This is a genomic window from Nocardiopsis protaetiae (genome assembly GCF_045446735.1).
Taxonomy (GTDB): Bacteria; Actinomycetota; Actinomycetes; order Streptosporangiales; family Streptosporangiaceae; genus Nocardiopsis; species Nocardiopsis protaetiae.
Genome location: NZ_JBJJBV010000086.1, coordinates 1 through 23,075 on the forward strand (window position 1 = coordinate 1; position 23,075 = coordinate 23,075).

Consider the following 23,075-nt stretch of genomic DNA (forward strand, 5'->3'; position numbering starts at 1 on the left):
GCGCCCGCCCGGGCCGGGGACGCCCGGACACGTCGGGCCGCCGAAGGCGGACGGCCGGTATCCGAACGGATGGCGGACGCCCGGGCACACCGGGCATCCCGAGCGGCGACCGCCCTGGCCGTGAGTGCAGGTGGCGGACGGCCCTTCGGGGCGGCCGCGATGATGACCGCGATCAGGCGGAGTGCGGCGGGCGGGGCGGTGCCGGTGTGCCGGGGCGATCAGGCGGGGGTGAGGTGGAGCAGGAGGACGTGGCCGGGGTTGAGGTTGGGCAGCTGGACGCCGGAGCGTTCCAGGACGCGGCCGGAGGCGACCGCCTCCCCGCGGGCGAACCACTCCGGGACGGTGCGCTGCAGGGTGGCGGGCCATCCGGCGTCCTGACGCCAGCACAGGCGGTAGTGCAGGTCCGGGCGCAGGCCCGGTAGGCGGACGCGGCCCGGGTGGGTGCGGACGGAGGAGGTGAGGCGGGCGTAGCGGTAGACGGCGCGGGTGCCGTCGCGGGCGACCACACCGTCGAGCTGTTCGGCGGGGTCGGGGTCGTCGGCGCGGACCAGGTCGCCGGTGTGCAGCAGTGGGCGCAGCTCCCGGTACAGGGCGGTCCAGCGGGCCAGTGTGCCCAGTTCCTCCTCGGTGCAGGTGGAGATGTCCCACTCGATGCCGGGGTGGCCGATGAGCGCGGTCAGGCAGCGGGTCGCCAGGTCGGTGACGCGGCCGGTGGTGTGCGACACCGGGCCGCCCACGTGGCCGCCGACCAGCTCGGGCGGCAGCAGCAGGCCCGTCCAGCGCTGGACGGCCAGCCGCTCCAGCGGGTCGTTGACGTCGGAGGCCCACACCCGGTCGGTGCGCTCCAGCACGCCCAGGTCCACCCGGCCGCCGCCCGAGGAACAGGACTCGATCTCCAGGCCGGGGTGGCGGGCGCGCAGCCGGTCCAGCAGCGCGTACACGGCGGCGGTCTGGCGGTGCACGCCCGCGCCGCCGGTGGGGCCGTGGACGGCCTCCAGCAGGTCGCGGTTGTGGTCCCACTTGAGGTGGTCGGGCCGGTACTCCGCGACCAGCGCGTCCAGGCGTTCCAGCAGGTACGCGGCGGCCTCGGGGCGGCCCAGGTCCAGCACGTGCTGGTCGCGGCCGGTGGGCGGGCGGTGGTCCGCGGGGCCCAGGATCCAGTCGGGGTGCGCGCGGAACAGGTCGGAGTCGGGGTTGACCATCTCCGGTTCCACCCACAGCCCCACCTGCATGCCCAGCGCGCGCACGTGGTCGAACAGCGGGTGCAGCCCGTCCGGCCACACCTCGGTGTCCACGGTCCAGTCGCCCAGCCCCGCGGTGTCGTCGCGGCGGCCGTGGAACCACCCGTCGTCGAGCACGAACCGCTCCACGCCGACGCGGGCGGCGGTGTCGGCGAGCGCCCTGAGCTTGTCGATGTCGTGGTCGAAGTACACCGCCTCCCAGGTGTTGAGCACCACCGGGCGCGGCGTCGCCGGGTGGTGGGGGCGGGCGCGCAGCCAGCGGTGGACGCGCGCCGACAGCCCGTCCAGCCCCTGGTCCGACCAGGAGAAGCACACCCACGGGGTGGTGTACGACTCCCCCGGGGCCAGCCGCACCTCGCCGGGGTGGAGGAGTTCCCCGCCGCCGAGCACGGCGTCGGCCTGCCCGGCCCCCTCGGGGAGGCGTTCGGCCAGGTGGACGTGGTCGCCGCTCCAGGCGACGTGCACGCCCCACACCTCGCCCCGGCGGAACCCGAAGCCGGGGGTCCCGGCTACCAGGAACAGCGGGGCGTCGTGCCCGGTGCGCCCGCGGCGGGCGGCCCGCAGCAGGGTCCCCTGGGCGAGGTCGCGGCGCTGGGGCGCGCGTTCGCGGCACCACCGCCCGGTGGGGTCGAGCACCTCCTCGGCCTCCCGGGGCAGCGGCAGGAACACGTGGAGGGCGGCCGGGGTCCACACGTCCCGGCCGGTGTTGGCGGCCTCCAGCCGCACCCGGAGCAGGCCGTCGGCCTCCATCCGCAGTTCGCCGCGCAGCTCCAGGCCCGCGGCCGGCGCCTCGGCGGTGAACACCAGCACCCCGCCGGTGCCGTCCGGGGCGTCCGGCAGCGGGTCCACGACGACCTCGCGGACCCGCCAGCGGGGGTGGGCGGCCCGGCCCTCGCGGTGGCCGGACAGCCCGGGGTGCCCCGACCACCCCTCGCCCTGGCCGGGGAGCAGGGACAGCGGGAAGGCGGCGTCGACGGTGTTGTGCGGGACGGCCGGGCCGGACAGCGCGGCCAGCCCCCCGGTGTCGGGCAGGTCGGCGCCCCAGTGCAGGACGTACGGCAGGCCGGTGTCGGGCACGCCCAGGACCAGCGCGGTCCCGGCCGCGGCCAGCCGGACGGTCGGGACGTCGGGCGCGATGGATGCGGCGGGTGCGATGGGGGCGATCGGTGCTCCCGGCTGCTGCGGCACGGGCGGTCCTTCCGGGGGTCGCGGGGGCGGCCTCCACATGCTGGGGCGCGGGTTCCGCCGCTGTCAACACATCCGAACGTTTCCCAACACACCGGTCCGGCGAGAACTGTTCCCGTCCGCGTTGTTGACACTTCGGCGGCCTATGGTCCACTGTTTCCAACAGGATCGAACATTTTCCACCAACCGAGGGGAAGCGATGCTGGCCGCCCAACGGCAGGAGCTGATCCTCGACCGGATCCGGCGCACCGGCGCGGTCCGGGTCGCCGACCTGGTCGAGAGCCTCGCGGTGTCGGACATGACCGTCCGCCGCGACCTGGACGCCCTGGAGGCGCGCGGCGCCCTGCGCAAGGTGCACGGCGGGGCGGTCGCCCGGGCCCGCACCGAGGAGCCCGGGTTCGCCGCCAAGTCCGCCCTCCAGGAGGACGAGAAGCACGCCATCGCCCGCGCCGTCGCCGCGCTCGTGCCCCCGCACGCGGCGGTCGGGCTGTCCGCCGGCACCACCACCGCGCTGGTCGCCGAGCACCTGGTGGACACCCCGGGGCTGACCGTCGTCACCAACTCCCTGCCGGTGGCCGAGGTGTTCCACCGGGCCGCCCGCCCGGACCGGACCGTCGCCCTCACCGGCGGCTTCCGCACCCCCTCCGACGCGCTCGTGGGCCCGCTGGCGCTCGCCTCCATCCGGGGGCTGAACCTGGACCTGCTCGTCCTGGGCGTGCACGGCATGCAGGAGCGCGCCGGGTTCAGCACCCCCAACCTGCTGGAGGCCGAGACCGACCGGGCCCTGGTGGAGGCGGCGGGGAGCCTTGTGGTGGCCGCCGACCACAGCAAGTGGGGCACCGTCGGCATCAGCACGATCGTGCCTTTGGACCGCTGCGACGTGCTCGTCACCGACGCCGGGCTGGACCCGCGGGCCGCCGAGGTGCTCGGCGAGCGCGTGGGCCGCCTGGTGCTCGCCGAGGTCCGGCCGGGCGCACACGGCACGGATGAGGGAACGGACGAGAGAGAGGACCCGGCATGAGCCGGACCGCCGCGGACGGCGTCCGCATCACCCCGGCCCGGCTGGCCGACGGCCGCGAGATCGTGTACTTCGACGAGGGCGGCGCCCCGCCCCGCGTCCCCGCCCCCGACCGGCGCGACCTGCCGCCCTTCTCCGCCGCCTCGGAGATGCGGTTCGACCCGCTGGTGCGCGAATGGGTGGTCATCGCCGCCCACCGGCAGGCCCGCACCCACATGCCGGCCGCCGACGCCTGCCCGCTGTGCCCGTCCACGGCCGACCGCCCCACCGAGGTCCCCGCCGACGACTACGACGTGGTGGTGTTCGAGAACCGCTTCCCCTCCCTGGCCCAGGGCCGGGACGACGGCGACCACCTCCCCGGCGGCCACCCCCTCCTCGACGACGTCGGCGAGGTGGAGCGGTCCCGGCGGCCCGGCACCGGCCGCTGCGAGGTGGTGGTGTTCGGCCCCGACCACCACGCCTCCTTCGCCGACCTCACCCCCCGCCGGGTGCGCACCGTCCTGGAGGCGTGGACCCGGCGCACCGAGGCGCTGTCCGCCCTGCCCGGCACCGAGCAGGTGTACTGCTTCGAGAACCGGGGGGCGGAGATCGGGGTGACCCTGCCCCACCCGCACGGCCAGATCTACGCGCTGCCGTTCGTCACCCCGCGCACACAGCGGATCCTGGACTCGGCGCGGGCCCACCGCGAACGCACCGGCGGCGACCTGTTCGCCGACGTCCTGCACGCCGAGCAGGAGGCGGGGCTGCGGGTGGTCGGCCGCAGCGAGCACTGGACGGCGTTCGTCCCGGCGGCCGCCCGCTGGCCGGTGGAGGTGCACCTGTACCCGCACCGCCCGGTGCCCGACCTGCCCGCCCTCACCGACGCCGAACGCGACGACTTCGGGCCGCTGTACCTGGACGTGCTGCGCCGCCTGGACGCCCTGTTCGACATGCCGCTGCCCTACATCTCGGCCTGGCACCAGGCGCCCGTGCGCACCGGCCGCGACCTGTCCCGGCTGCGCCTGGAGGTGTTCTCCGTGCGCCGCGCACCCGACAAGCTCAAATACCTGGCGGGGACCGAATCCGGCATGGGGGTGTTCGTCAACGACGTCACGCCCGAGACCGTCGCCCGCCGACTCAGGGAGGCCGCACCGTGAAACTGCTCGTCACCGGAGGCGCCGGGTACGTGGGGAGCGTGGTGACCGCCCTGCTGCTGGAGGCCGGGCACGACGTCACCGTGCTCGACGACCTGTCCACCGGCCACCGCGACGCCGTCCCCGCCGGGGCGCGGGCCGTCGCGGCCGACCTGGCCGACGCCGCCGAGGTCCTCACCCCCGACACCGACGCCGTCCTGCACTTCGCCGCCAAGTCCCTGGTCGGGGAGTCCGTCACCTCCCCCGGCAAGTACTGGCGGACCAACGTGGCGGGCACGCTCGCCCTGCTGGAGGCCATGACCCGGCACGGCGTCGACCGGCTGGTGTTCTCCTCCACCGCCGCCGTCTACGGGGAGCCCGCCACCGGCGCCCCGCTGCGCGAGGACGACCCGCTGGTGCCCACCAACCCCTACGGCGCGGGCAAGCTCGCCGTGGACCGGATGCTGGAGTCGTGGGCGCACGCGCACGGGCTGGGCGCGGTGAGCCTGCGCTACTTCAACGTGGCCGGCGCCCACCGCGGCCTGGGCGAGCGGCACGACCCGGAGACCCACCTGCTGCCGAACCTGCTGCGGGCCGCCCTGGAGGGCACCCCGGCCCGGGTGTTCGGCACCGACCACCCCACCCCGGACGGCACCGCGGTCCGCGACTACCTGCACGTCGCCGACCTGGCCGACGCCCACCTGCTGGCGCTGGACGCCGCCGCCCCCGGAACCCACAAGGTGTACAACCTGGGGACCGGCGGCGGCCACAGCGTGCGCGAGGTGATCGACACCGTCCGCGCCGTCACCGGCCGCCCGGTCGCCGTCGAGGACGGCCCGCGCCGCCCCGGGGACCCGTCGGTCCTGGTCGCCTCCAACGACCGGGCCCGCACCGAGCTGGGCTGGGAGCCCCGCCGCTCCCTCACCGGCACCGTCGCCGACGCCTGGGAGTTCACCCTGGCCCGCGCCGCCGCCGCGGAGTCGGCGTGAGCGCCGCGGCGCGGGGGTTCCGCGCGGCGTTCGAGTACGAGCCGGCCGGGGTGTGGCGGGCGCCCGGGCGGATCAACGTCATCGGTGAGCACACCGACTACAACGACGGGTTCGTGCTGCCCGTCGCCCTGCCCCACTCGGTGACGGTCGCGGCCGCGCCCCGCGCAGACGGCCGGCTGCGGTTCCGGTCCGCGCAGGCCGCGGAGGCGTTCGAGGCCGACGCCCTCCCCGAGCCCGGAACGGTGGCCGGCTGGGCGGCCTACCCCGCGGGCGCCCTGTGGGCGCTGGCCGACGCCGGGCGCCCCGCGGGCGGCCTGGACCTGTACGTGGACGGGACGATCCCCTCCGGGGCGGGCCTGTCCTCCTCCGCCGCCCTGGTGTGCGCGGCCCTGCTCGCGGCCGCCGGGGACGCCCCGCCCGCCCCACAGGAGACGGCCCGGCTGGCCCAGCGGGCCGAGAACGACTTCGTCGGCATGCCCTGCGGGATCATGGACCAGTCGGCGTCGATGCTGTCCCGCGCGGGGCACGCCCTGTTCCTGGACACCCGCACCCTGGTCGCCGAACACGTGCCCTTCGACCCGGCCGCGCACGGGCTCACCCTGCTGGTGGTGGACACCCGCGCCCCGCACCGGCTGGTGGACGGCGCCTACGCCGAGCGCCGACGCGGCTGCGAGGAGGCCGCCCGGCTGCTGGGGGTGCCCGCCCTGCGCGACGTCACCGACCTGCCCGCAGCGCTGGCCGCCCTGCCCGACGACCGCACCCGGCGCCGGGTGCGCCACGTGGTCACCGAGAACGCCCGGGTGCTGGAGGCCGTGCACCTGCTGCGCACCGGCGCGGTGGCCGCGATCGGGCCGCTGCTGACCGCCTCGCACGCCTCCCTGCGCGACGACTACGAGGTGAGCGTCCCGGAGGTCGACACCGCCGTGGACACCGCCCTGTCCGCCGGCGCGCTGGGCGCGCGCATCACCGGCGGCGGGTTCGGCGGCTGCGTCATCGCCCTGGTCGACGCCGACCGCGCCGACGCCGTCGCCGAGGCGGTCCGCGCCGCCTACAAGGAGCGCGGCTTCACCGAACCCGCGTTCTTCGCCACCGTCCCCTCCCCCGGCGCCCACCGCCTCGCCTAGGCCGGACGGACCGACGCGACGACGTCCTCGGCATCGGGGAGGCCGTAGTTGTCGACGACGAGGACCCCGGGCTCGTCGAGGATCCACAACCGCTGCTCGAAGTACGCGAAGCCGCCGGTCGACCCGTCGTAGCAGGCGGTGGGCCCGACCCCGTACCCGGCGGTCCACGGTCCGGCGGCTCGATCCCCGGTCTCCCAGGAGTCCGGACCGGGGGTCTCGCCCTCCAGCGTGGGGACGCCCTCGGGGCAGGGGGCCGGGTCGCCCGAGGCGGTGTAGGAGCTGCCGGGGGTGAGGGTGTCGATGGAGACCGGCGCGTAGCCGGACCCGCCGTGCTCCAGGCCCAACGGCCCCAGCACCTTGAGGTGGGCGCAGCCGGTGGAGTTCTCGGTCCACGTCCACCCGACGTCGGCGCACTCGGGCGCGTCGGGGTACAGCACGGTCCACTCCTCCTCCACCAGGTCCTCTTCGGGGCCGGCCAGGCTGCCGAAGGAGTCGGTCACGACCCGGGAGGTCCACCCCGGGGGCAGCAGCAGGGAGACACCCCGGTAGGCGACCCGCTCCCCGTCGGAGGCCCGCGCCGACGGAGGGGTGGAGGGCTCTCCGGTGGCCGGAGGGTCCGCGTCGGCGCAGCCGGCCGCGGCCAGGGCCAGGGCGGCCGCGGCGGCACCGCCGCGGAACAAGGGGCGGAAGGGGGTGCGGAACGGGGTGCGGGGGGCGGCGGTCATCGGGTCTCCTCCGGTTCGCGACGGTCGCCCGGTGTGACGTGCCCGCCACCGCGCCGGGTTCGCGCCGATCGTCCGGCACCGGCCACCGGGACTCATGCGGGGAGGTCGGCCCCGGCCAGGATCTCCGCCAGTCCCTCGTACATGTAGTCGTCCACGATGAGGATCTCCGATTCCGGAAGCAGCCAGTAATGCTGCTCGAACCAGCGCAGGTCCTCCTCCGACGTGCCCGGCGCCCCCGCCGGGAGGCAGGCGACGGCCCACACCCGGTGGTCGGCGGTCCGCTCCCCCACCGGTGCCAGGCCGTCGGTCACCTCGGTGATCTCGCCCTCCTCCCGCAGGGACACGCCCTCCGGGCAGGTGTCGAGGCCGCCGCCCGTGAACGGGATCGACCCGTCCACGGGGGACTGGCCCATCCGGTACGTGACGGCCTCGGGCCCCAGCAGCCGGACCGCGGGGCAGTGGCGCTTCTCGCCCGCCTCGTCGGGTGTGCAGGCGGCGTCGTCCCCGGGGGTCCGCAGGGTCACGTTCTCGGCCTCGACGGTCTCCCCGGTGGGGACGTACTCGAACGAGTACGTGAGCCGTTCCACCACCCAGTCCTCGGGGACCTCCAGGGTCATCCCCCGGTACGCCACCTCCTGGGTCGGCGCCACGGGCTCGGAGGCCGCGGCCCCGACCACCGGCTCGCTGTCCTCCCGGCCGGCGTACCACTGGCCCGCGACCCACGCCCCGGCCCCGACCAGGACGGTGAGGGCGGCCCCGGCCGCGACCAGCTTGCCGACGCCGGTCGCCCCGCCCGCCGTGGCGGTCGCGGTGGCGGTCGCCGCCGTGGCCCCGCCCGTGGCCGTGCCGGTCGCCGCGCCCCCGGACCCGACGGCCGTTCCGGCGGCGGTGCCGCCGCCCGCCGCCCCGGCCGCCATCGACCCGGTGGCCGTGCCCAGCGCCCCGGCCACCGCGGTCCACCGGCCGAGCCCGCGCACCGCCTCGAACCCGGTCCAGGACGCGGCGAGCAGGGCGCGCAGCCGGGTACGCGGGTCCTGTTCCGGCGCGGTCCGGCCCAGGTCCAGCAGTTCCGCGAACGCCTCGAACGCCGTCGGCCGCGCGCCCGGGTCGGGCGACAGCGCCCGCAGGACCAGCGGCAGCAGCTCCTCCGGCACACCTGCCGCGTCCACCTCGCCGCGGCGGGTCCGGGCGAGCAGCGTGGCGGTGTCGCCCCGCCCGAACGGGCCGTGCCCGGTCGCCGCGTGCACCACCAGCCCGCCCCAGGCGAACACGTCCGCCTTGGGCGTCCCGACCTCCCCGGCCAACCGCTCGGGGGCGATCCACCCCGGGCTGCCGAACACGCCCTGCTCCGGTGAGGGGTCCTCGGTGAGGCGGGCGATGCCGAAGTCCAGCAGCTTCGGCCCGGTCGGGGAGAGGATCACGTTGGCGGGCTTGACGTCCCGGTGGGTGATCCCGGCGGCGTGCACGGCGGCCAGCGCCTCCGCGGTACCGGCCGCGAACGCCGTCAGCCGTTCCCCGGTCAGCGGCCCGAGCTGCGCCAAGTGCTCGGTGAGCGTGCGCCCGGTGACGAACTCGGTGGCCATCCACGGCCGCTCCGCCCCCGGGTCGGCGCCCAGGAACCGCGGCGCGCACTCGGCGGACACCCGGGCCAGCACCCCGGCCTCCCGGGCGAACTGCTCGCGGTAGACGGGGTCGGCGGCGTGGCGGTCGCGCACCACCTTCAGCGCCACATGTCCCTCGTCCTGGCCGAGGGCTCCGTAGACGGTGCCCATGCCGCCCTCGCCGAGCAGCCCGACCAGCCGGAACGGGCCCACGGCCAAGGGGTCGGCGGGGCGCAGGGGACGAAAACCGGTGGGCAGGGGAGACGGCTGGGCGGGGTGCATCCGCTCGTCCTCCGGGGGTGAAGGGGTATCCGACCCCTCATTATCGGCCCACGGCTCAGGCCGGGAGGTCGGCGTCGGCCATGATCTCGTACAGCCCTTCGTGCATGTAGTTGTCGACGACGAGAATCTCCGATTCCGGCAGCATCCAGTAGCGCTGTTCGAACACGGTGCGCAGAGCATTGTTCACGATCTCGGCCTCCTCGTTCCTCCAGTACGGCACGCAACCGACCGCCCAGACCCGGTAATAGGCCATGCGCTCGCCGACCGGGGCGAGCGCGTCGGTCACCTCCTCGACGTCCTCCCGGTACTGCACGTACTCCTCTCCCAGACACGTCGAGACGTCCGTATTGGGGTGGTAGGGAACGTTCTCGTCCAGCTGCCCCAGCTCATTCCCCTCGGAAATACCCCCGGGACCTTCGATCCGCCAGTTCGGGCAGTACTGTCCCAGGTCCAGTTCCTCGGGTACACATTCGTCTGCGTTGGTAAACACGTTCACGTATTCGTCCTCGGCAGTCCCCTCCCCGCCCAGTGCGTGTCTCCCACCGATTCCCCTCTCGACGACCCAGTCGGCGGGGATCGTCAGGGTCATCCCCCGGAACTCCAGTGTCTGTGTCTCCTCCGAGGGCTCCGCGCTCGGGGACGCACTCGGCGACTCGCTCGGCGCGGCCGAGGCCGCCGCGACCACCTCCGCCTCCCCCTGCCGTTCCTGGTAGGTGTCCCCGAGGATCCACCCCCCGGTCCCCGTGATCAGCACCGCCGCGGCGCCCGCCGCCGCGAGCTTGCCGCCGACCGCCACACTCCCGGCCGTGGCCGTCGCGGTGGCCGTCGCCGTGGCGGTCGTACCGACCGTGCCCGTCGCCCCCGTGGCCGTCGCGCTCGCCGCACCGCCCGTCACCCCACCGGCCCCGGCACCGGTCACACCGCCCATCGCCGCGGCCACCGCGACCCACCGGCCGGTGCCGCGCACCGCCGCGAACCCGGTCCAGGACGCCGCGAGCAGAATCCGCAGCCGCTCCCGGGCGCCCGACCCCGGTGCCACCCCCGGCGCCACCCTGCCGAGCACCAGCAGTTCCTCGAACATCTCCGCCGCGTCCGGCCGCGCGTCCGGGTCCGGCGACAGCGCCCGCATCACCAGCGGCAGCAGCTCGTCCGGCACCCCCTCCACGTCGACCTCGCCCCGCCGGGTCCGGGCGAGCAGCGTGGCGGTGTCGCCCCGCCCGAACGGACCGTGCCCGGTCGCCGCGTGCACCACCAGCCCGCCCCAGGCGAACATGTCGACCTTGGGCGTGCCCGGCCCGCCGCCCAGCCGCTCGGGCGCGATCCACCCCGGGCTGCCGAACACCCCCTCCTCCGGCGCGGGGTCCCCGGTGTCGCGGGCGATGCCGAAGTCCAGCAGCCGCGGCCCGTCCGGGGACAGGATCACGTTGGCGGGCTTCACATCCCGGTGCGTGACCCCCGCCGCGTGCACCGCGGCCAGTGCCTCCGCCGTACCGGCCGCGAACGCCGTCAGCCGCCCTCCGGTCAGCGGCCCGACCTCCGCCACGTGCTGGGCGAGCGTGCGCCCGGTGACGAACTCGGCGGCCATCCACGGCCGCTCCGCCCCCGGATCGGCACCCAGAAAGCGGGGCGCGCACTCCGCCGCCACCCGGGCCAGGATCGCCGCCTCCCGGGCGAACTGCTCCCGGTAGAGGGGGTCGGCGGCGTAGCGGCCGTGCACGACCTTCACGGCGATGCGCTCCCCGGCCGCGCCCAGGGCCCCGTAGACGGCGCCCATCCCGCCCTCTCCGATCCGCCCCACGAGGGGGAACCCGCCCACGGCGCGGGGGTCGTCGGCGCGCAGGGGTGAGAAGCCCGCGGGCAGGGTGTGGGGCATCGGTCCTCCGGGGGGTGAGGGGGGCTGATCCGTTCCGTACCCGTTTCTCTCGTTCGTTCTTCCGTTCGGTACCCTCCCCCACCACCCTGGGAGCGCTTCCAGAAAGAATGGGCCGGACAGCCACGAGACGGACGAAGGAGCACGCACATGGGTCTGAGGTTCGGGCTGCTGGGAACCGGCCACTGGGCGGCCGAGACACAGGCGGCGGCGCTGGCCGCCCATCCGGGGGCGGAGCTGGTGGGGGTCTGGGGCCGCGCCCCGGAGAAGGCGGCGCAGGTCGCCGAGCGTTACGGCGCGCGGGCCTACGCCGACCTCGACGCGCTGCTGGCGGACGTGGACGCGGTGGCCGTCGCGCTGCCGCCGGACGTGCAGGCGGAGCTGGCGCTGCGGGCGGCCCGCGCGGGCAAACACCTGCTGCTGGACAAGCCGATCGCGCTCTCCACGGACGCCGCCGACGCGGTCGTCGCCGAGGTCGGGGCGCGCGGGCTGGCGTCGATGGTGTTCTTCACCAACCGCTTCTCCGACGGGATCGACGCCTTCGTGCGCGAGTCCGCGGAGCAGGGCGGCTGGCAGGGGGTGCGGGCGACCCTGTTCGCGTCGATCTTCCAGCCGGGGAACCCGTACGGCGCCTCCCCCTGGCGCAAGGAGAAGGGCGGCCTGTGGGACGTGGGTCCGCACGTGCTGTCGGTGGTGCTGCCGGTGCTGGGGCCGGTGGAGGCGGTGGCGGCGATGGCCGGGCCCAGTGACACCGTCCACCTGCTCACCCGCCACCGGAGCGGGGCGGTCGGCACGTTCTCGGTCACCCTCGACGCCCCGGAGAAGGCGCAGGGGTTCGAGGTGGTGCTGTTCGGCGAGGCGGGCCGGGCGCAGGTGCCGAACGGCGACAAGTCCGCGGTGGAGGCGTTCCAGGTGGCCATCGACCGGCTGATCGCCCAGGTGGAGGGGACCCCGGGCGACCCGCTGGACGTGCGGTTCGGCCGTGAGGTGGTCGCGATCCTGGAGGCCGCGGAGACCGCCCTGCGCGAGGGCCGGACGGTGGACGTGCCGAGGGCCGCCGGGTAGCCCCGGCGGCCCGAGCGGAAAGGCAGGGGTGCCGTCACATCAGGTGGCGGCTCCCCTGGCGTTCTTGGCGTACATCCCGTCGGCGAGATAGATGATCCCGGCCGCGACCAGGACCTGGACGATCAGGACGATGAGCCACATGGTCGTGAAGAAGCTGGCGATCCAGCCGCCGATGAAGGCCGCCACGATGCCCAGGATCAGCGTCAGCCAGATCGGCAGGTGCTGCTTGCCCGGGACGACGAGTCTGCCGAGGGCTCCGATGATCAGGCCCACGATGATCGCACTGATGATTCCGGTGATCTCCAAAGGTCCCTCCCTAGGGTCGGACACCGTCACCGTTCCCTTTCAGAGAGCGACAAACCCGTAACACGACCGAAGAGAATGAACCTTTTATGCCTGTTTGGCGGTAACTCTCCTCCCCCGTGGGGGAATCCGCCTCAGGTCAGCGGCGGACGCCCCCGGTCGAAGCGGGGGTCCCCGAGGTTCCCGCCGGAACCCGCCCGCCGGGGCCGGGGCTCCCACACGTTCCGGTCGCTCGGGTGGAACTCGATGCCGGTGAAGCCCAACAGGATCACCATCAGCCAGCGCAGCACCTTGGACCGGCGGACCTCGCCCGGCGGCCGCAGGGCGGCGTAGGTCGCGAAGACCGGCAGCAGCGTCACCGTCCCGAGCACCGCCGCGCCCAGCGCCGCGTCCGGCCCCCGGTCGGCGCCGAAGCCCCAGGCGAGGCCCGCCACCACGAGCACGCCCGGGAGCAGCGCCCACAGCACCCGGTGCCCGCCGATCCACGAGGACAGTCCGCGGCCCAGCGCGCACAGCGGCTTGACCACGCACCACAGCAGCAGCGGCCCCAGTGCCAGGCACAGCAGCACGAAGCCCAGCACCTCGCCGACGCCCATGTCGAGGCCGCCCGCCAGGGAGCCCACGATCAGGAAGAGCGCGGCCGCGCCCCAGGCCAGGCCGTACACGAGCAGGGAGATCCAGCCCCGGAACCGGGTGCCGAGCCCGCCGACGTACTCGGGTTCGGGCGGCTCCCACCGCCGACCGCCGTTCCCGCCCATCCGCCCTCCTCAGCCCGCGCCCGCCCGCCGACCGGGCGGCGCCAGGCCCAGGCTAGCGATCCACTCGGAGGCCGGAGAAGACCGCGTTCGTGACGGTCCGACCGCCGAGCGTCGTTTCTGCCGTCCGCAGAAGGCCGGAGACCGGCCTCCCCGCCCGGGGGGCGCGGGCGTAGGCTGCGGGGAGGACCAGTGCGCATCCACAGCACGAGACCGGAGGCCCCGATGACCGATGTCCTGCGCTCCCTGGACGAGGCCCGCAGGGGCACCGACCGGGCTCCCGAGCCCGAGCCGCTGATGCGCGACCTCATCGGCGGGCTGCTGCGCCGGACCCGCGTCGAGCAGGGCCGCACCCTGCGCGAGGTGGCCGAGGACGCCCAGGTCTCGCTCCCGTACCTGTCCGAGATCGAACGCGGCCGCAAGGAGGCGTCCTCGGAGGTGCTGGCCGCGGTCTACCGCTCCCTGGGGCTGAGCCTCACCGACGTGCTGGCCGAGCTCCACCGGGAGACGGTCATGGCGCTACCGCGGCCGCTCGGCGACCGGAGCGGCTCCTACGCCCCCGCCGCCGCACCGCGGGCGACCGCGAGCGTCTCCGTGCTGTCGGTGTCCCTGGCCGCCTGACCGGCGCCGCCCCACCCGCCACACCACTCGACCCGGCACCGCCCGGTCGGGACCGCCACGCGGCCCCGACCGGCCTTCACCCCGGGTCGGCCCGGCTCACGCCGGCACCGCCTCCCGGGTGCTGATCACGTCGTCCACCAGGCCGTACTCCTTCGCCTGGTGTGCGGTGAAGATCTTGTCCCGGTCCGTGTCGGCCCGCAGCCGCTCCGTCGTCTGCCCGGTGTGCCGGGCCAGGATCTCCTCCACCTGGGAGCGGACCCGCAGGATCTCCGCGGCCTGGATCTCCAGGTCCGCGGCCACCCCCTGGCCCTCCCCCGAGGGCTGGTGCAGCAGCACCCGCGCGTGCTCCAGCGCCCGGCGCTTGCCCGGCGCGCCCGCGGCGAGCAGCACCGCCGCGGCCGAGGCGGCCTGCCCCATGCACACCGTGGCGACGTCGGCGCGGATGAACCGCATGGTGTCGTAGATGGCGGTGAGGGCGGTGTTGGAGCCGCCCGGCGAGTTGATGTACAGCTGGATGTCGGTGTCCGCGGACTCGTGGTCCAGGTGCAGCATCTGCGCCATCACCACGTTGGCGACGTCGTCGTCGATCGGCGTGCCCAGGAAGATGATCCGCTCCGACAGCAGCCGGCTGAACACGTCGAAGGACCGCTCGCCCCGGGGCGTGCGCTCGACGACCATGGGGACCGTGTAGCGCCCGCTCATCGCACTGCCTCCGTCTCGCGCCGGACGAACCCGGGGGCGCCCGCGCCCAGCCGGATCCCGGTGCCGTTGATCTCCGACAGGGACGTGACCACGTGGTCGACGAACCCGTACTCCTTGGCCTCCTGGGCGGTGAACCAGGCGTCCCGGTGCTGGTCGCGGGTGATGGTCTCCTCGCTCTGCCCGGTGTGCTCGGCGATGAGCCGGATCATCGTCTGCTTGGTGTGCGCCAGGTTCTCGGCCTGGATGGCGATGTCGGCGGCGGTGCCGCCGAGCCCGCCGGAGGGCTGGTGCATCATGATGCGCGCGTGCGGCAGGCTGTACCGCTTGCCGTGGGCGCCGGTGCAGGCCAGGAACTGCCCCATGCTCGCCGCGAACCCCATGACCAGGGTGGACACGTCGTTGGGCACGAAGTTCATGGTGTCGTAGATGGCCAGCCCGGCGGAGACGACGCCGCCGGGGCTGTTGATGGCCAGGGTGATGTCCTTGTGCGGGTCCTCGTCGGCGAGCAGCAGGATCTGCGCGCAGACCCGGTTGGCGCTGGTCTCGTCGACCTGGGTGCCCAGCATCACGATGCGGCTGCGCAGCAGGCGGGCGGACAGCTGGTCGTCGAACGCGCCGCCCTCGGCCTCGTGCGCGGCCCTGGCCCCGGTTCCGGTCATCGGCATGGGGTGGCCCCCTTCCCTTCACGGCCGCTGGCGCGGGTCCCTCGCCCGCGCCGGCCGTGTTCCCACCCTGCGCGGCGGGCCGCGGCGGATGCCACTGTTTCGGCCGGTGGCAGATCTGCCGACGGCAGACCGTAAGGGCGGGGGAATGGGAGGGGCGGAAGGGGACCGAAAGACGCGGCCGGATATCACCGGGCGGCCGCCGCCCGACCACCGCGCACCCTCCGCTCAGGTGTCGTCTATCGCCTCGCGCAGATCGCGCAGCAGCTCCAGCACGACGGGGCGCAGGGAGGGCCGGATCGCCTCGAACACACGCCGCTGTTTGGCCTCCATGTTGCGGCGGCGGTGGGCGAGTACTTTCTCACCCTCCTCCGTGATGGCCACCACCGTGCTGCGTTCGTCCCGCTCCGACCTACGGCGCGCCATCATGCCCTTGCGTTCGAGCTGTTGGATCATGCGAGTGGCGGAGGGGGAGGACACCCCCACCACCTGGGCCACCGCGCCCACGCTGGGGTTGTCCAGGCCGCGGACGGCCTCCATCAGGAGGGCCTGGGTGAGGGTGAGGTCGTCGGCCCCCCGGGGCCCGTGGCCGCTGCGGGAGCGGGCGTGGATCGCCGCGTTGATCAGTTCCGTCCAGGCGCGCTGGAACTCCTCAAGTCCGACATTAGGCTCAAGACCAACACCTTCGAACTCAAGGGCGCGCTCGGCCGCGACTCCGCGGTCGGCGGCACGGAGTCGCTCGGCGCTGGGCTCGGGGGTCTCGTCGGGCACGAAACGTTCCTCGCAGGCTGGACGGGCGCCGCGGGGCCGGTGGGGCCCGCGCGGTGGTTTGACGTTTGTGTAGTCTAGCTATTAAATAGCTTGTGCACACAAGTTACGTAGATCCTTGCCCCCTCACACCGTAGCGACACCCCGTCCACGCATCCGGTTGTGGGCGAATCGGTCTGCTGCTGGGGGCAGCGGACGTCCGCCCGGAACCACGGGTGGGCCCGGACGAATCCGGGAGGGGCGCATTGACAACAGTGCTGATCGCGCATTTCATCGCGGCGGCGATCGCGCCCTTACTGGTCCGCCTGTGGGGCCGTAACGCCTTCCTCGCGCTGGCCGTCGTACCCGGTGCCTCCACCGTCTGGGCCTTCTTCCAGATCCCCACGGTCCTCGGCGGCGGCGCCCTCTCCGGATCCGTCGCGTGGGCCCCCGCATTCTCCCTGCGCCTGGGCCTGTACATGGACGCCCTCGGCCTGGTGATGACCCTCATCGCCGCCGGCGTGGGCACCCTGATCCTGATCTACTGCGCGCGCTACTTCAGCGACTCCGAGCCCGGGCTGGGCCGGTTCGCGGGCGTGTTCGTCGCCTTCGCCGGGGCCATGCTCGGCCTCGTCCTGGCCGACGACCTCATCCAGCTGTTCGTGTACTGGGAGCTGACCACGGTCTTCTCCTACCTGCTCATCGGGCACAGCACGGAGCTGAAGGAGAGCCGCCGCTCGGCCATGACGGCCCTGACCGTCACCACCTTCGGCGGGCTCACCATGCTCGTCGGCATGATCATGCTCGGCGAGATCGCCGGGACCTACGTCATCGCCGAGATCGTCGAAGCGCCCCCGAGCGGCGTCCTCGTCGAGGTGGCGCTGGGCCTGATCATGGTCGGCGCGATGTCCAAGTCCGCGCTGTTCCCCTTCAGCCTGTGGCTCCCCGCCGCCATGCGCGCGCCCACGCCGGTCTCCGGCTACCTGCACGCGGCGGCGATGGTCAAGGCGGGCGTCTACCTGGTCGCCCGCCTCACCCCGGCGTTCCCCGACTCCGCCGTGTGGACCTCGATGGCCCTGGGCTTCGGTGTGCTCACCATGGTCCTGGGCGGCTGGAAGGCGCTGCGCCAGTACGACCTCAAGCTGGTCCTGGCCTACGGCACCATCAGCCAGCTCGGCTTCCTCATCGCCCTGCTGGGCACCGGCACCCGGGCCGCGGCCCTGGCCGGCATCGCCATGCTCATCGGGCACTCGCTGTTCAAGGCCCCCCTGTTCCTCGTGGTCGGCATCATCGACCACGGCACCGGCACCCGCGACCTGCGCGAGCTCTCCGGGCTGCGCAAGTCCATGCCGGGCACCTTCTGGACCTCGGTGCTGGCCCTGGCCTCCATGGCCGGGCTGCCGCCCATGCTGGGCTTCGCCGCCAAGGAGCTGGCCTTCGGCTCCTACACGCACGGCGGCGCGGTCGACACGATCGTGCTCGTCGGCATGGTCGCCGGGTCCACGCTCACGGTCGCCTACAGCCTGCGCTTCCTGTGGGGCGCGTTCTTCGACAAGCCGGACGTGGCGCCCACCCCGGTGCACGGCCCCGGCCCCCTGTTCCTGGCCCCGGCCGCGCTCATGGCGGGGCTGAGCCTGGTCGGCGGCCCGCTGTCGCACTGGATCGACCCGCTGCTCGCCCGGTACGCGGACACCGTCCCCCTGGCGCCCGGCGCCTACGAGACGCACCTGGCCCTGTGGCACGGCTTCGAACTGCCGCTGCTGCTGTCCGCGGTCTGCGTCGTCGGCGGTTTCCTGCTCTTCCGGATGCGCAGCGCGATCGTCTGGCTCGGCACCCGCGCCTCGGTGGTCGACCCCGACCGCGTCTACCGGCGGATGCTCGCCGGGCTGGAGAACCTGGCCCTTCAGGTCACCGGCAGCACCCAGCGCGGTTCGCTGCCGGTCTACCTCGGCACCATCCTGATCAGCCTGGTCGTGGCCGCCGGGTACTGGATCCTGTCCGAGCCCATCTGGGACGGCGACTACCCGCCGGTCCGCCTGTGGGACACCCCGGTCCAGGTCATCCCGGCCGTGATCATCGCGGGCACCGCCCTGCTGACCCTGTTCGTGCGGCGCCGCCTGTTCGCGGTGATCCTCGTGGGCACCGGCGGCTACGGCGTGGCCGCGATGTTCTACCTGCTGGGCGCCCCGGACATCGCGCTCACCCAGTTCCTGGTCGAGACCGTCAGCCTGGTGGTCTTCGTCCTGGTGCTGCGCCGCTTCCCCACCCACTTCTCGGCGCCCGCGCTCAAGGGCCGCCGGATGTGGAACATGGCCATCGGCGCCGCCACCGGCGTCCTGGTCGCCGCCATGACCTGGTTCGCCCTGGCCGGCCGCCAGGAGCCGTCGATCTCCGAGTACTACCCGGAGGCGGCCAAGGAGGCGGGCGGCTACAACATCATCTCCGTGCTGCTGGTGGACGTCCGCGCCTGGGACACCATGGGCGAGATCTCGGTGCTGGCCGCCGCGGCCGCCGGTGTGGCCAGCCTGATGTTCGTCCGCCGCACCCAGCCGCGCAAGGCGCCGGGCGGGGTGATGGCCGTGTCGGCCACCTCGGCCGGGCGGCCCACCGACGGCCAGGCCCGGATCGACCTGGGTGGCCTGCGGATGGCCCCGGCGGACCTGCACGTCAAGCCCCAGTGGCACCACACCTGGCTCCCGGGGGCGGACGCGCTGCCCACCGAGCGCCGGTCGGTGATCTTCGAGGTGGTCTCGCGCTTCCTCTTCCCGGTGATCATGGTGATCTCCGTGTACCTGCTGCTGACCGGCCACGGCGCGGTCGGCGGAGGCTTCGCGGGCGGCATCGTCGCCGGTGTCGCGTTCATCGTCCGGTACCTGGCGGGTGGCCGCTTCGAGCTGTACAACACCGCGTGGGTGCAGCCCGGCGTGCTGATCGGCACCGGCCTGGCGCTGGCCACCGGTGTGGCGATCGGCGGCGCGATCTTCGGCAGCGAGGTCTTCGCCGGCGGCGACTTCTACGTGAACCTGTGGATCCTGGGCGAACCGCACATCACGGTGTCCCTCTTCTTCGACATCGGGGTGTACCTGCTGGTCATCGGCCTGATCCTGGACATCCTGCGCAGTCTCGGCGCCCGCATCGACGAGCAGATCGAGCGGGACGCGGCCCGGGCCCGGGCGAGTGCCGGACCCGGCGCACCCGAGCCCGCCGAGGAGGTCACCTCGTGAACGATTCACCCAGCCTGACCCTGGTCCTGCTGATCGGGGTGCTCGTCGCGGTCGGGGTGGTGCTCCTGCTGGAGCGCAGCCTCAGCCGGGTGCTGCTCGGCTTCATCGTGCTGAGCAACGGCGTCAACCTGATGATCCTGGCCATGGCCGGGACCATGGGCGGGCCGCCGGTGCTGTGGTTCAGCGAACCGCAGGACATGACCGACCCGCTGCCGCAGGCGATGATCCTGACGGCCATCGTCATCACCCTGGGCGTGACGGCGTTCCTGCTCGCCATGGCCTACCGGAGCTGGCAGCTGGAGGGCAACGACGAGGTCCAGGACGACGCGGAGGACCTCCGGATCGTCCAGGGCGAGGGCCGCCGCGCGCTGCGCCGCCGGTTCGTCCGCGAGCGCCGCCGCCTCAAGGCCGACATCCGGCGCCAGCGGGCCGAGCTCCAGGCGACCATCGCCGCGGCCGACGCCCAGGAGCTGGCCGAGCAGGCCCGTATCAAGGCCGAGATCGCCCGCGCCCAGGCCGAACTGGCCCGCTACGAGGCCGAGGCCGAGGAGAGCGGGATAGATGAGCAGTCCCAGGAGACCATGCGCCGCCTCAGCGACCGGGCGGAGACCATGACCGCCCAGGTGCAGGAGCTGCGCGGGCGCATCCGCCTGGGCCGCAGGCGGCTGCGCGAGCACCGCCGGGCCGACCGGGCCGCCGAACGCGAACTGTGGCGCGAGCTGCGCCGCCGGGTGCGGGCCCAGCGCCGCCAGGCCGGCCAGACCATGCGGGCCGAGCGCGAACGCCTCGCCCGCGCCGAGGACAGCGACCTGCAAGGGAGTGACTGAGCATGAGCTGGGACTACTTCGCGGGTCTCCTCCACTACCTCATCCCGCTCCCGGTGGTCGTTCCGCTGTTCGCGGCCGGGGTCAAGCTGGCCATGGGCAGCCGGTGGCCCAAGGTCCAGCAGTGGCTGAGCATCATCGCCCTGACCTTCGTGCTGTTCGTGGGGTTCGTCCTGATGCTCGGCGCGGACGCCCTGGGCCCGCAGGTCGTACAGGTGGGCGGCTGGGAGGCGCCGATCGGCATCACCCTGGTGGCGGACCGGCTGTCCGCGCTCATGGTGACGGTGTCGTCGGCGATCACCCTGGCCGTGCTGGTGTACTCCATCGGCCAGGGCATGGCCAGCCGGGCCGAGGTGGCGCCGCTGTCGGTGTACCAGCCCACGTACCTGATCCTGGTCGCCGGTGTCTCCAACGCCTTCCTCGCCGGTGACCTGTTCAACCTGTACGTCGGCTTCGAGATCCTGCTGACCGCCAGCTACGTGCTGCTGACCCTGGGCGGGACGCAGTCGCGCATCCGGGCGGGCGCCATCTACGTGGTGGTGTCGCTGGTGTCGTCGGTGCTGTTCCTCATCGCGATCGCGCTGACCTTCGGCGCGACCGGCACCGTCAACATGGCGCAGCTCGCCGAGCGGCTGCCGGAGCTGGACGGGCACCTCAAGATCGTGCTCCAGGTGATGCTGCTCTTCGCGTTCGGCATCAAGGCCGCGGTGTTCCCGCTGGCCGCCTGGCTCCCCGACTCCTACCCGACGGCGCCGGCCCCGGTCACCGCGGTGTTCGCGGGCCTGCTCACCAAGGTCGGCGTGTACGCGATCATCCGCGCGCACACGCTCTTCTTCCCCGGCGACGACCTGAACAACCTGCTCATGTGGGTGGCGCTGGCGACCATGATCATGGGCATCCTGGGCGCCGTGGCGCAGACGGACATCAAACGTCTGCTGTCGTTCACACTGATCAGCCATATCGGGTACATGGTGTTCGGGGTGGCGCTGGGCAGCCAGCTGGGCCTGGCCGGCGCGGTGTTCTACATCGCCCACCACATCACCGTGCAGACCACGCTGTTCCTGACCACGGGTCTGATCGAGCGCCGCGGCGGGTCCACGAACATCGACGACCTGGGCGGCCTGATCCGGATCGCGCCGCTGCTGGCCGTGCTGTTCTTCATCCCGGCGATGAACCTGGGCGGCATCCCGCCGCTGTCGGGCTTCCTGGGCAAGATCGGCCTGCTCCAGGCCGGTGTACAGGCGGGCACCCCGCTGGCCTACCTGCTGGTGGGCGCGTCGGTGCTGACCAGCCTGCTGACCCTGTACGTGATCGCCCGGGTGTGGAACTACGCGTTCTGGCGGGCCCCCTCCGAGGGCAAGGTCGCCGACCCCGGCACCGTGCTGGAGGACACCGAGGCCGACGACACCTCGACCGCGGCCCTGGGCCCGGGCGAGGCCGTGGGCCCGTCCTCCCGGATCGGCGGCACGACCACGGTGTCCACCCCGCTGGTGACCTCGGTGGCCCTGCCCAAGACGATGGTGGGCGCCACGACCGCGCTGGTGGTGTTCGGCCTGGCCCTGACGGTGTTCGCGGGTCCGCTGATCGCGTACTCCTCGGACGCGGCCACCGAGCTGCTGGCCCGCACCCCCTACATCGAGGCCGTCCTGGGAGGTGACCGGTGATCGACCGGAGCATCGCGAAGAAGGCCAAGGCGGCCGCGCTGCGGCGGCGGCTGGGCAAGGTCCAGGTCCCCGTGGCGCTGGGCATGACCCTGGTCTGGATGCTGCTGTTCAACGGGTTCCAGCCGCGCTGGGAGTCGCTGGGCCTGTTCGTGCTGGGCTTCCTGGTGTCGGTGGCGATCATGCTGGTGTTCCCGCTGCCGCCGATCGTGCCGGGGTTCCGGTTCCACCCGCTGCCGCTGGTGCGCATGGTGCTGCACATCGTCGCCAAGATGTTCACGGCGAGCTTCTGGGTGACCTCCCGGGTGTTCTCCCCCGGCGAGGTGCACAGCTCGGTGATCGCGGTGCGGCTGCGCACCCACTCGGACCTGATGCTGGTGTGCACCGCCATCGCCAGCTCGATCATCCCGGGCACGGTCATCGTCGAGGTGTCGCGCGACGAGTGGATCCTGTACCTGCACGTGCTGGGCGCCGCCGACGACCAGGGCATCGAGGAGGCGCGCGCCGACGTGATGGAGCTGGAGCGGCTCATCGTGCGGGCGCTGGGCACCCGGGAGGACATCGAGACGCTGGAGGCGGCGCGGGCGGCCGCCGGGAAGGGGAGCGCGTGAACACCCTGTGGATCGTCATCGCCGTCCTGCTCGCCGTCGCGGCCCTGCTGAGCGTCACCCGGCTGCTGCTGGGGCCGAGCATCCTGGACCGGGCGCTGTCGGTGGACGTGCTGCTCGCCTCGGCCCTGGTCGGCCTGGGCGCGTACGCCGCCTTCCACCGCGACCCCACGGTCCTGCCGACCCTGCTGGTGCTGTCCCTGCTGGGTTTCGTGGGGTCGGTCAGCATCGCGAAGTTCGTCGCCCGCCGCCCGGAGGAGCACGTGGCCACCCCCACCGACGTCATCCACCCGGTCCCGGGCCCGCAGCCGGGCGCCGATGAAGGGGGGCGGCCGTGAACGAGCAGCTCGTCGACGTCCTGGACTGGATCGCGATCCTGTGCCTGCTGGCCGGGGCCCTGCTGTCGCTGGTGGCCGCGGTCGGTCTGATCCGCTTCCCCGACCTGCTGTCCCGGATGCACACCGCGGCCAAGCCGCAGGTGCTGGGGATGCTGCTGGTGCTGGTGGGGATCGGGCTGCGCCTGATGCCGGTGGAGGAGACCAACGTCTTCAACGTCGGCACCCTGCTGCTGGTGGGCCTGTTCCAGATCGTCACGATCCCGGTGGCCGGGCACATCGCCGCCCGGGTGGGCTACCGGACCGGGCGCATCCGCGAGGACCTGCTGGCCCGCGACGAGCTCGCCGAGCGGCTGGCCCGCAAGCGCGACGAAGAGGAGTCCGCCCGGTCGGCGGAGTGACCGCCGGAACGTGAGCGGTG

21 protein-coding genes are annotated in these 23,075 nt (G+C 73.8%); 12 read left to right on the forward strand and 9 right to left on the reverse strand.

The features are described 5' to 3' along the window. Nucleotides 1-218: 218 nt before the first annotated feature. Nucleotides 219-2,396: an alpha-galactosidase gene (locus tag ACJOT3_RS15050; protein WP_406973152.1), complete on the reverse strand. Its 2,178-nt coding sequence runs from the start codon at nt 2,394-2,396 to the stop codon at nt 219-221. A gap of 229 nt (nt 2,397-2,625) precedes the next feature. Between ACJOT3_RS15050 and ACJOT3_RS15055 the strand changes: the two genes are divergently transcribed. From ACJOT3_RS15055 to galK, 4 genes are read left to right on the forward strand one after another with little or no spacing between them, the layout of a single operon-like run. Further along, complete coding sequence (locus tag ACJOT3_RS15055) at nt 2,626-3,447, forward strand: DeoR/GlpR family DNA-binding transcription regulator (RefSeq protein WP_406973118.1); 822 nt, start codon at nt 2,626-2,628, stop codon at nt 3,445-3,447. Beyond that, nucleotides 3,444-4,580, forward strand: coding sequence for a galactose-1-phosphate uridylyltransferase (gene galT, locus ACJOT3_RS15060; RefSeq protein ID WP_406973120.1), 1,137 nt, complete (start codon nt 3,444-3,446; stop codon nt 4,578-4,580). Before ACJOT3_RS15055 ends, galT begins: the two co-directional genes overlap by 4 nt. Continuing rightward, nucleotides 4,577-5,545 carry a UDP-glucose 4-epimerase GalE gene (galE, locus tag ACJOT3_RS15065; RefSeq protein WP_406973122.1) on the forward strand — a complete coding sequence of 323 codons (969 nt, stop codon included), beginning with the start codon at nt 4,577-4,579 and terminating at the stop codon, nt 5,543-5,545. The genes galT and galE overlap by 4 nt, the downstream gene beginning before the upstream one ends. Next, entirely contained in the window at nt 5,542-6,669 is a 1,128-nt protein-coding gene (galK, locus tag ACJOT3_RS15070; protein ID WP_406973124.1) for a galactokinase, read from the forward strand. Before galE ends, galK begins: the two co-directional genes overlap by 4 nt. Here galK and ACJOT3_RS15075 read toward each other — a convergent pair. The 3 genes from ACJOT3_RS15075 to ACJOT3_RS15085 form a co-directional block, all read right to left on the reverse strand. Further along, on the reverse strand, nt 6,666-7,394 hold the full coding sequence (locus tag ACJOT3_RS15075; RefSeq protein ID WP_406973126.1) for a hypothetical protein: 729 nt from the start codon (nt 7,392-7,394) through the stop codon (nt 6,666-6,668). The genes galK and ACJOT3_RS15075 overlap by 4 nt on opposite strands. A gap of 92 nt (nt 7,395-7,486) precedes the next feature. Continuing rightward, nucleotides 7,487-9,277 (reverse strand): serine/threonine-protein kinase, encoded by a 1,791-nt coding sequence (locus ACJOT3_RS15080; RefSeq protein WP_406973128.1) that lies wholly within the window; start codon nt 9,275-9,277, stop codon nt 7,487-7,489. Nucleotides 9,278-9,332: 55 nt separating this feature from the next. Further along, nucleotides 9,333-11,150 carry a serine/threonine-protein kinase gene (locus ACJOT3_RS15085; protein WP_406973130.1) on the reverse strand — a complete coding sequence of 606 codons (1,818 nt, stop codon included), beginning with the start codon at nt 11,148-11,150 and terminating at the stop codon, nt 9,333-9,335. 147 nt (nt 11,151-11,297) lie between these two features. On the opposite strand from ACJOT3_RS15085, the gene ACJOT3_RS15090 reads away from it, so the two are divergent. Continuing rightward, nucleotides 11,298-12,212: a Gfo/Idh/MocA family protein gene (locus ACJOT3_RS15090; protein WP_406973132.1), complete on the forward strand. Its 915-nt coding sequence runs from the start codon at nt 11,298-11,300 to the stop codon at nt 12,210-12,212. 39 nt (nt 12,213-12,251) lie between these two features. Here ACJOT3_RS15090 and ACJOT3_RS15095 read toward each other — a convergent pair whose 3' ends face one another. Together ACJOT3_RS15095 and ACJOT3_RS15100 are read right to left on the reverse strand one after the other, a co-directional pair. Further along, entirely contained in the window at nt 12,252-12,518 is a 267-nt protein-coding gene (locus tag ACJOT3_RS15095; RefSeq protein ID WP_406973134.1) for a GlsB/YeaQ/YmgE family stress response membrane protein, read from the reverse strand. A gap of 131 nt (nt 12,519-12,649) precedes the next feature. Beyond that, nucleotides 12,650-13,273 carry a hypothetical protein gene (locus tag ACJOT3_RS15100; protein ID WP_406973136.1) on the reverse strand — a complete coding sequence of 208 codons (624 nt, stop codon included), beginning with the start codon at nt 13,271-13,273 and terminating at the stop codon, nt 12,650-12,652. Nucleotides 13,274-13,495: 222 nt separating this feature from the next. Between ACJOT3_RS15100 and ACJOT3_RS15105 the strand changes: the two genes are divergently transcribed. Further along, nucleotides 13,496-13,891 (forward strand): helix-turn-helix domain-containing protein, encoded by a 396-nt coding sequence (locus ACJOT3_RS15105; RefSeq protein ID WP_406973138.1) that lies wholly within the window; start codon nt 13,496-13,498, stop codon nt 13,889-13,891. Nucleotides 13,892-13,987: 96 nt separating this feature from the next. On the opposite strand, the gene ACJOT3_RS15110 is transcribed toward ACJOT3_RS15105, so the two are convergent. From ACJOT3_RS15110 to ACJOT3_RS15120, 3 genes are all read right to left on the reverse strand, one after another. Further along, nucleotides 13,988-14,593, reverse strand: a complete 606-nt coding sequence (locus ACJOT3_RS15110) for an ATP-dependent Clp protease proteolytic subunit (protein ID WP_406973140.1) — start codon at nt 14,591-14,593, stop codon at nt 13,988-13,990. Beyond that, nucleotides 14,590-15,252 carry a ClpP family protease gene (locus tag ACJOT3_RS15115; protein ID WP_406973154.1) on the reverse strand — a complete coding sequence of 221 codons (663 nt, stop codon included), beginning with the start codon at nt 15,250-15,252 and terminating at the stop codon, nt 14,590-14,592. Before ACJOT3_RS15115 ends, ACJOT3_RS15110 begins: the two co-directional genes overlap by 4 nt. A gap of 231 nt (nt 15,253-15,483) precedes the next feature. Further along, entirely contained in the window at nt 15,484-15,882 is a 399-nt protein-coding gene (locus tag ACJOT3_RS15120) for a MarR family transcriptional regulator (RefSeq protein ID WP_406973156.1), read from the reverse strand. A 395-nt stretch (nt 15,883-16,277) separates the two neighbouring features. On the opposite strand from ACJOT3_RS15120, the gene ACJOT3_RS15125 reads away from it, so the two are divergent. The 6 genes from ACJOT3_RS15125 to mnhG are packed head-to-tail and all read left to right on the forward strand — an operon-like array spanning nt 16,278 to nt 23,055. Further along, the gene (locus ACJOT3_RS15125; protein WP_406973158.1) at nt 16,278-19,226 is read left to right on the forward strand and encodes a Na+/H+ antiporter subunit A; all 2,949 of its coding nucleotides are present in this window, start codon (nt 16,278-16,280) and stop codon (nt 19,224-19,226) included. Continuing rightward, nucleotides 19,223-20,053 (forward strand): Na(+)/H(+) antiporter subunit C, encoded by an 831-nt coding sequence (locus ACJOT3_RS15130; RefSeq protein ID WP_406973142.1) that lies wholly within the window; start codon nt 19,223-19,225, stop codon nt 20,051-20,053. Before ACJOT3_RS15125 ends, ACJOT3_RS15130 begins: the two co-directional genes overlap by 4 nt. Before the next feature lie 2 nt (nt 20,054-20,055). After that, on the forward strand, nt 20,056-21,714 hold the full coding sequence (locus ACJOT3_RS15135; RefSeq protein ID WP_406973144.1) for a Na+/H+ antiporter subunit D: 1,659 nt from the start codon (nt 20,056-20,058) through the stop codon (nt 21,712-21,714). Then, complete coding sequence (locus tag ACJOT3_RS15140; protein WP_406973146.1) at nt 21,711-22,322, forward strand: Na+/H+ antiporter subunit E; 612 nt, start codon at nt 21,711-21,713, stop codon at nt 22,320-22,322. The genes ACJOT3_RS15135 and ACJOT3_RS15140 overlap by 4 nt, the downstream gene beginning before the upstream one ends. Beyond that, entirely contained in the window at nt 22,319-22,657 is a 339-nt protein-coding gene (locus tag ACJOT3_RS15145; protein ID WP_406973148.1) for a monovalent cation/H+ antiporter complex subunit F, read from the forward strand. Before ACJOT3_RS15140 ends, ACJOT3_RS15145 begins: the two co-directional genes overlap by 4 nt. Continuing rightward, nucleotides 22,654-23,055, forward strand: coding sequence for a monovalent cation/H(+) antiporter subunit G (gene mnhG, locus ACJOT3_RS15150; protein WP_406973150.1), 402 nt, complete (start codon nt 22,654-22,656; stop codon nt 23,053-23,055). Before ACJOT3_RS15145 ends, mnhG begins: the two co-directional genes overlap by 4 nt. Nucleotides 23,056-23,075: the final 20 nt, after the last annotated feature.

Bases quoted from the DNA above. Each gene is read 5' to 3' on its own strand.
- ACJOT3_RS15090 (WP_406973132.1), top strand. From the start codon at position 11,298: ATGGGTCTGAGGTTCGGGCTGCTGGGAACCGGCCACTGGGCGGCCGAG.
- ACJOT3_RS15075 (WP_406973126.1), bottom strand. From the start codon at position 7,394: ATGACCGCCGCCCCCCGCACCCCGTTCCGCACCCCCTTCCGCCCCTTG.
- ACJOT3_RS15055 (WP_406973118.1), top strand. From the start codon at position 2,626: ATGCTGGCCGCCCAACGGCAGGAGCTGATCCTCGACCGGATCCGGCGC.
- ACJOT3_RS15135 (WP_406973144.1), top strand. From the start codon at position 20,056: ATGAGCTGGGACTACTTCGCGGGTCTCCTCCACTACCTCATCCCGCTC.
- ACJOT3_RS15100 (WP_406973136.1), bottom strand. From the start codon at position 13,273: ATGGGCGGGAACGGCGGTCGGCGGTGGGAGCCGCCCGAACCCGAGTAC.
- ACJOT3_RS15105 (WP_406973138.1), top strand. From the start codon at position 13,496: ATGACCGATGTCCTGCGCTCCCTGGACGAGGCCCGCAGGGGCACCGAC.
- galT (WP_406973120.1), top strand. From the start codon at position 3,444: ATGAGCCGGACCGCCGCGGACGGCGTCCGCATCACCCCGGCCCGGCTG.
- ACJOT3_RS15110 (WP_406973140.1), bottom strand. From the start codon at position 14,593: ATGAGCGGGCGCTACACGGTCCCCATGGTCGTCGAGCGCACGCCCCGG.
- ACJOT3_RS15080 (WP_406973128.1), bottom strand. From the start codon at position 9,277: ATGCACCCCGCCCAGCCGTCTCCCCTGCCCACCGGTTTTCGTCCCCTG.
- ACJOT3_RS15085 (WP_406973130.1), bottom strand. From the start codon at position 11,150: ATGCCCCACACCCTGCCCGCGGGCTTCTCACCCCTGCGCGCCGACGAC.
- ACJOT3_RS15115 (WP_406973154.1), bottom strand. From the start codon at position 15,252: ATGACCGGAACCGGGGCCAGGGCCGCGCACGAGGCCGAGGGCGGCGCG.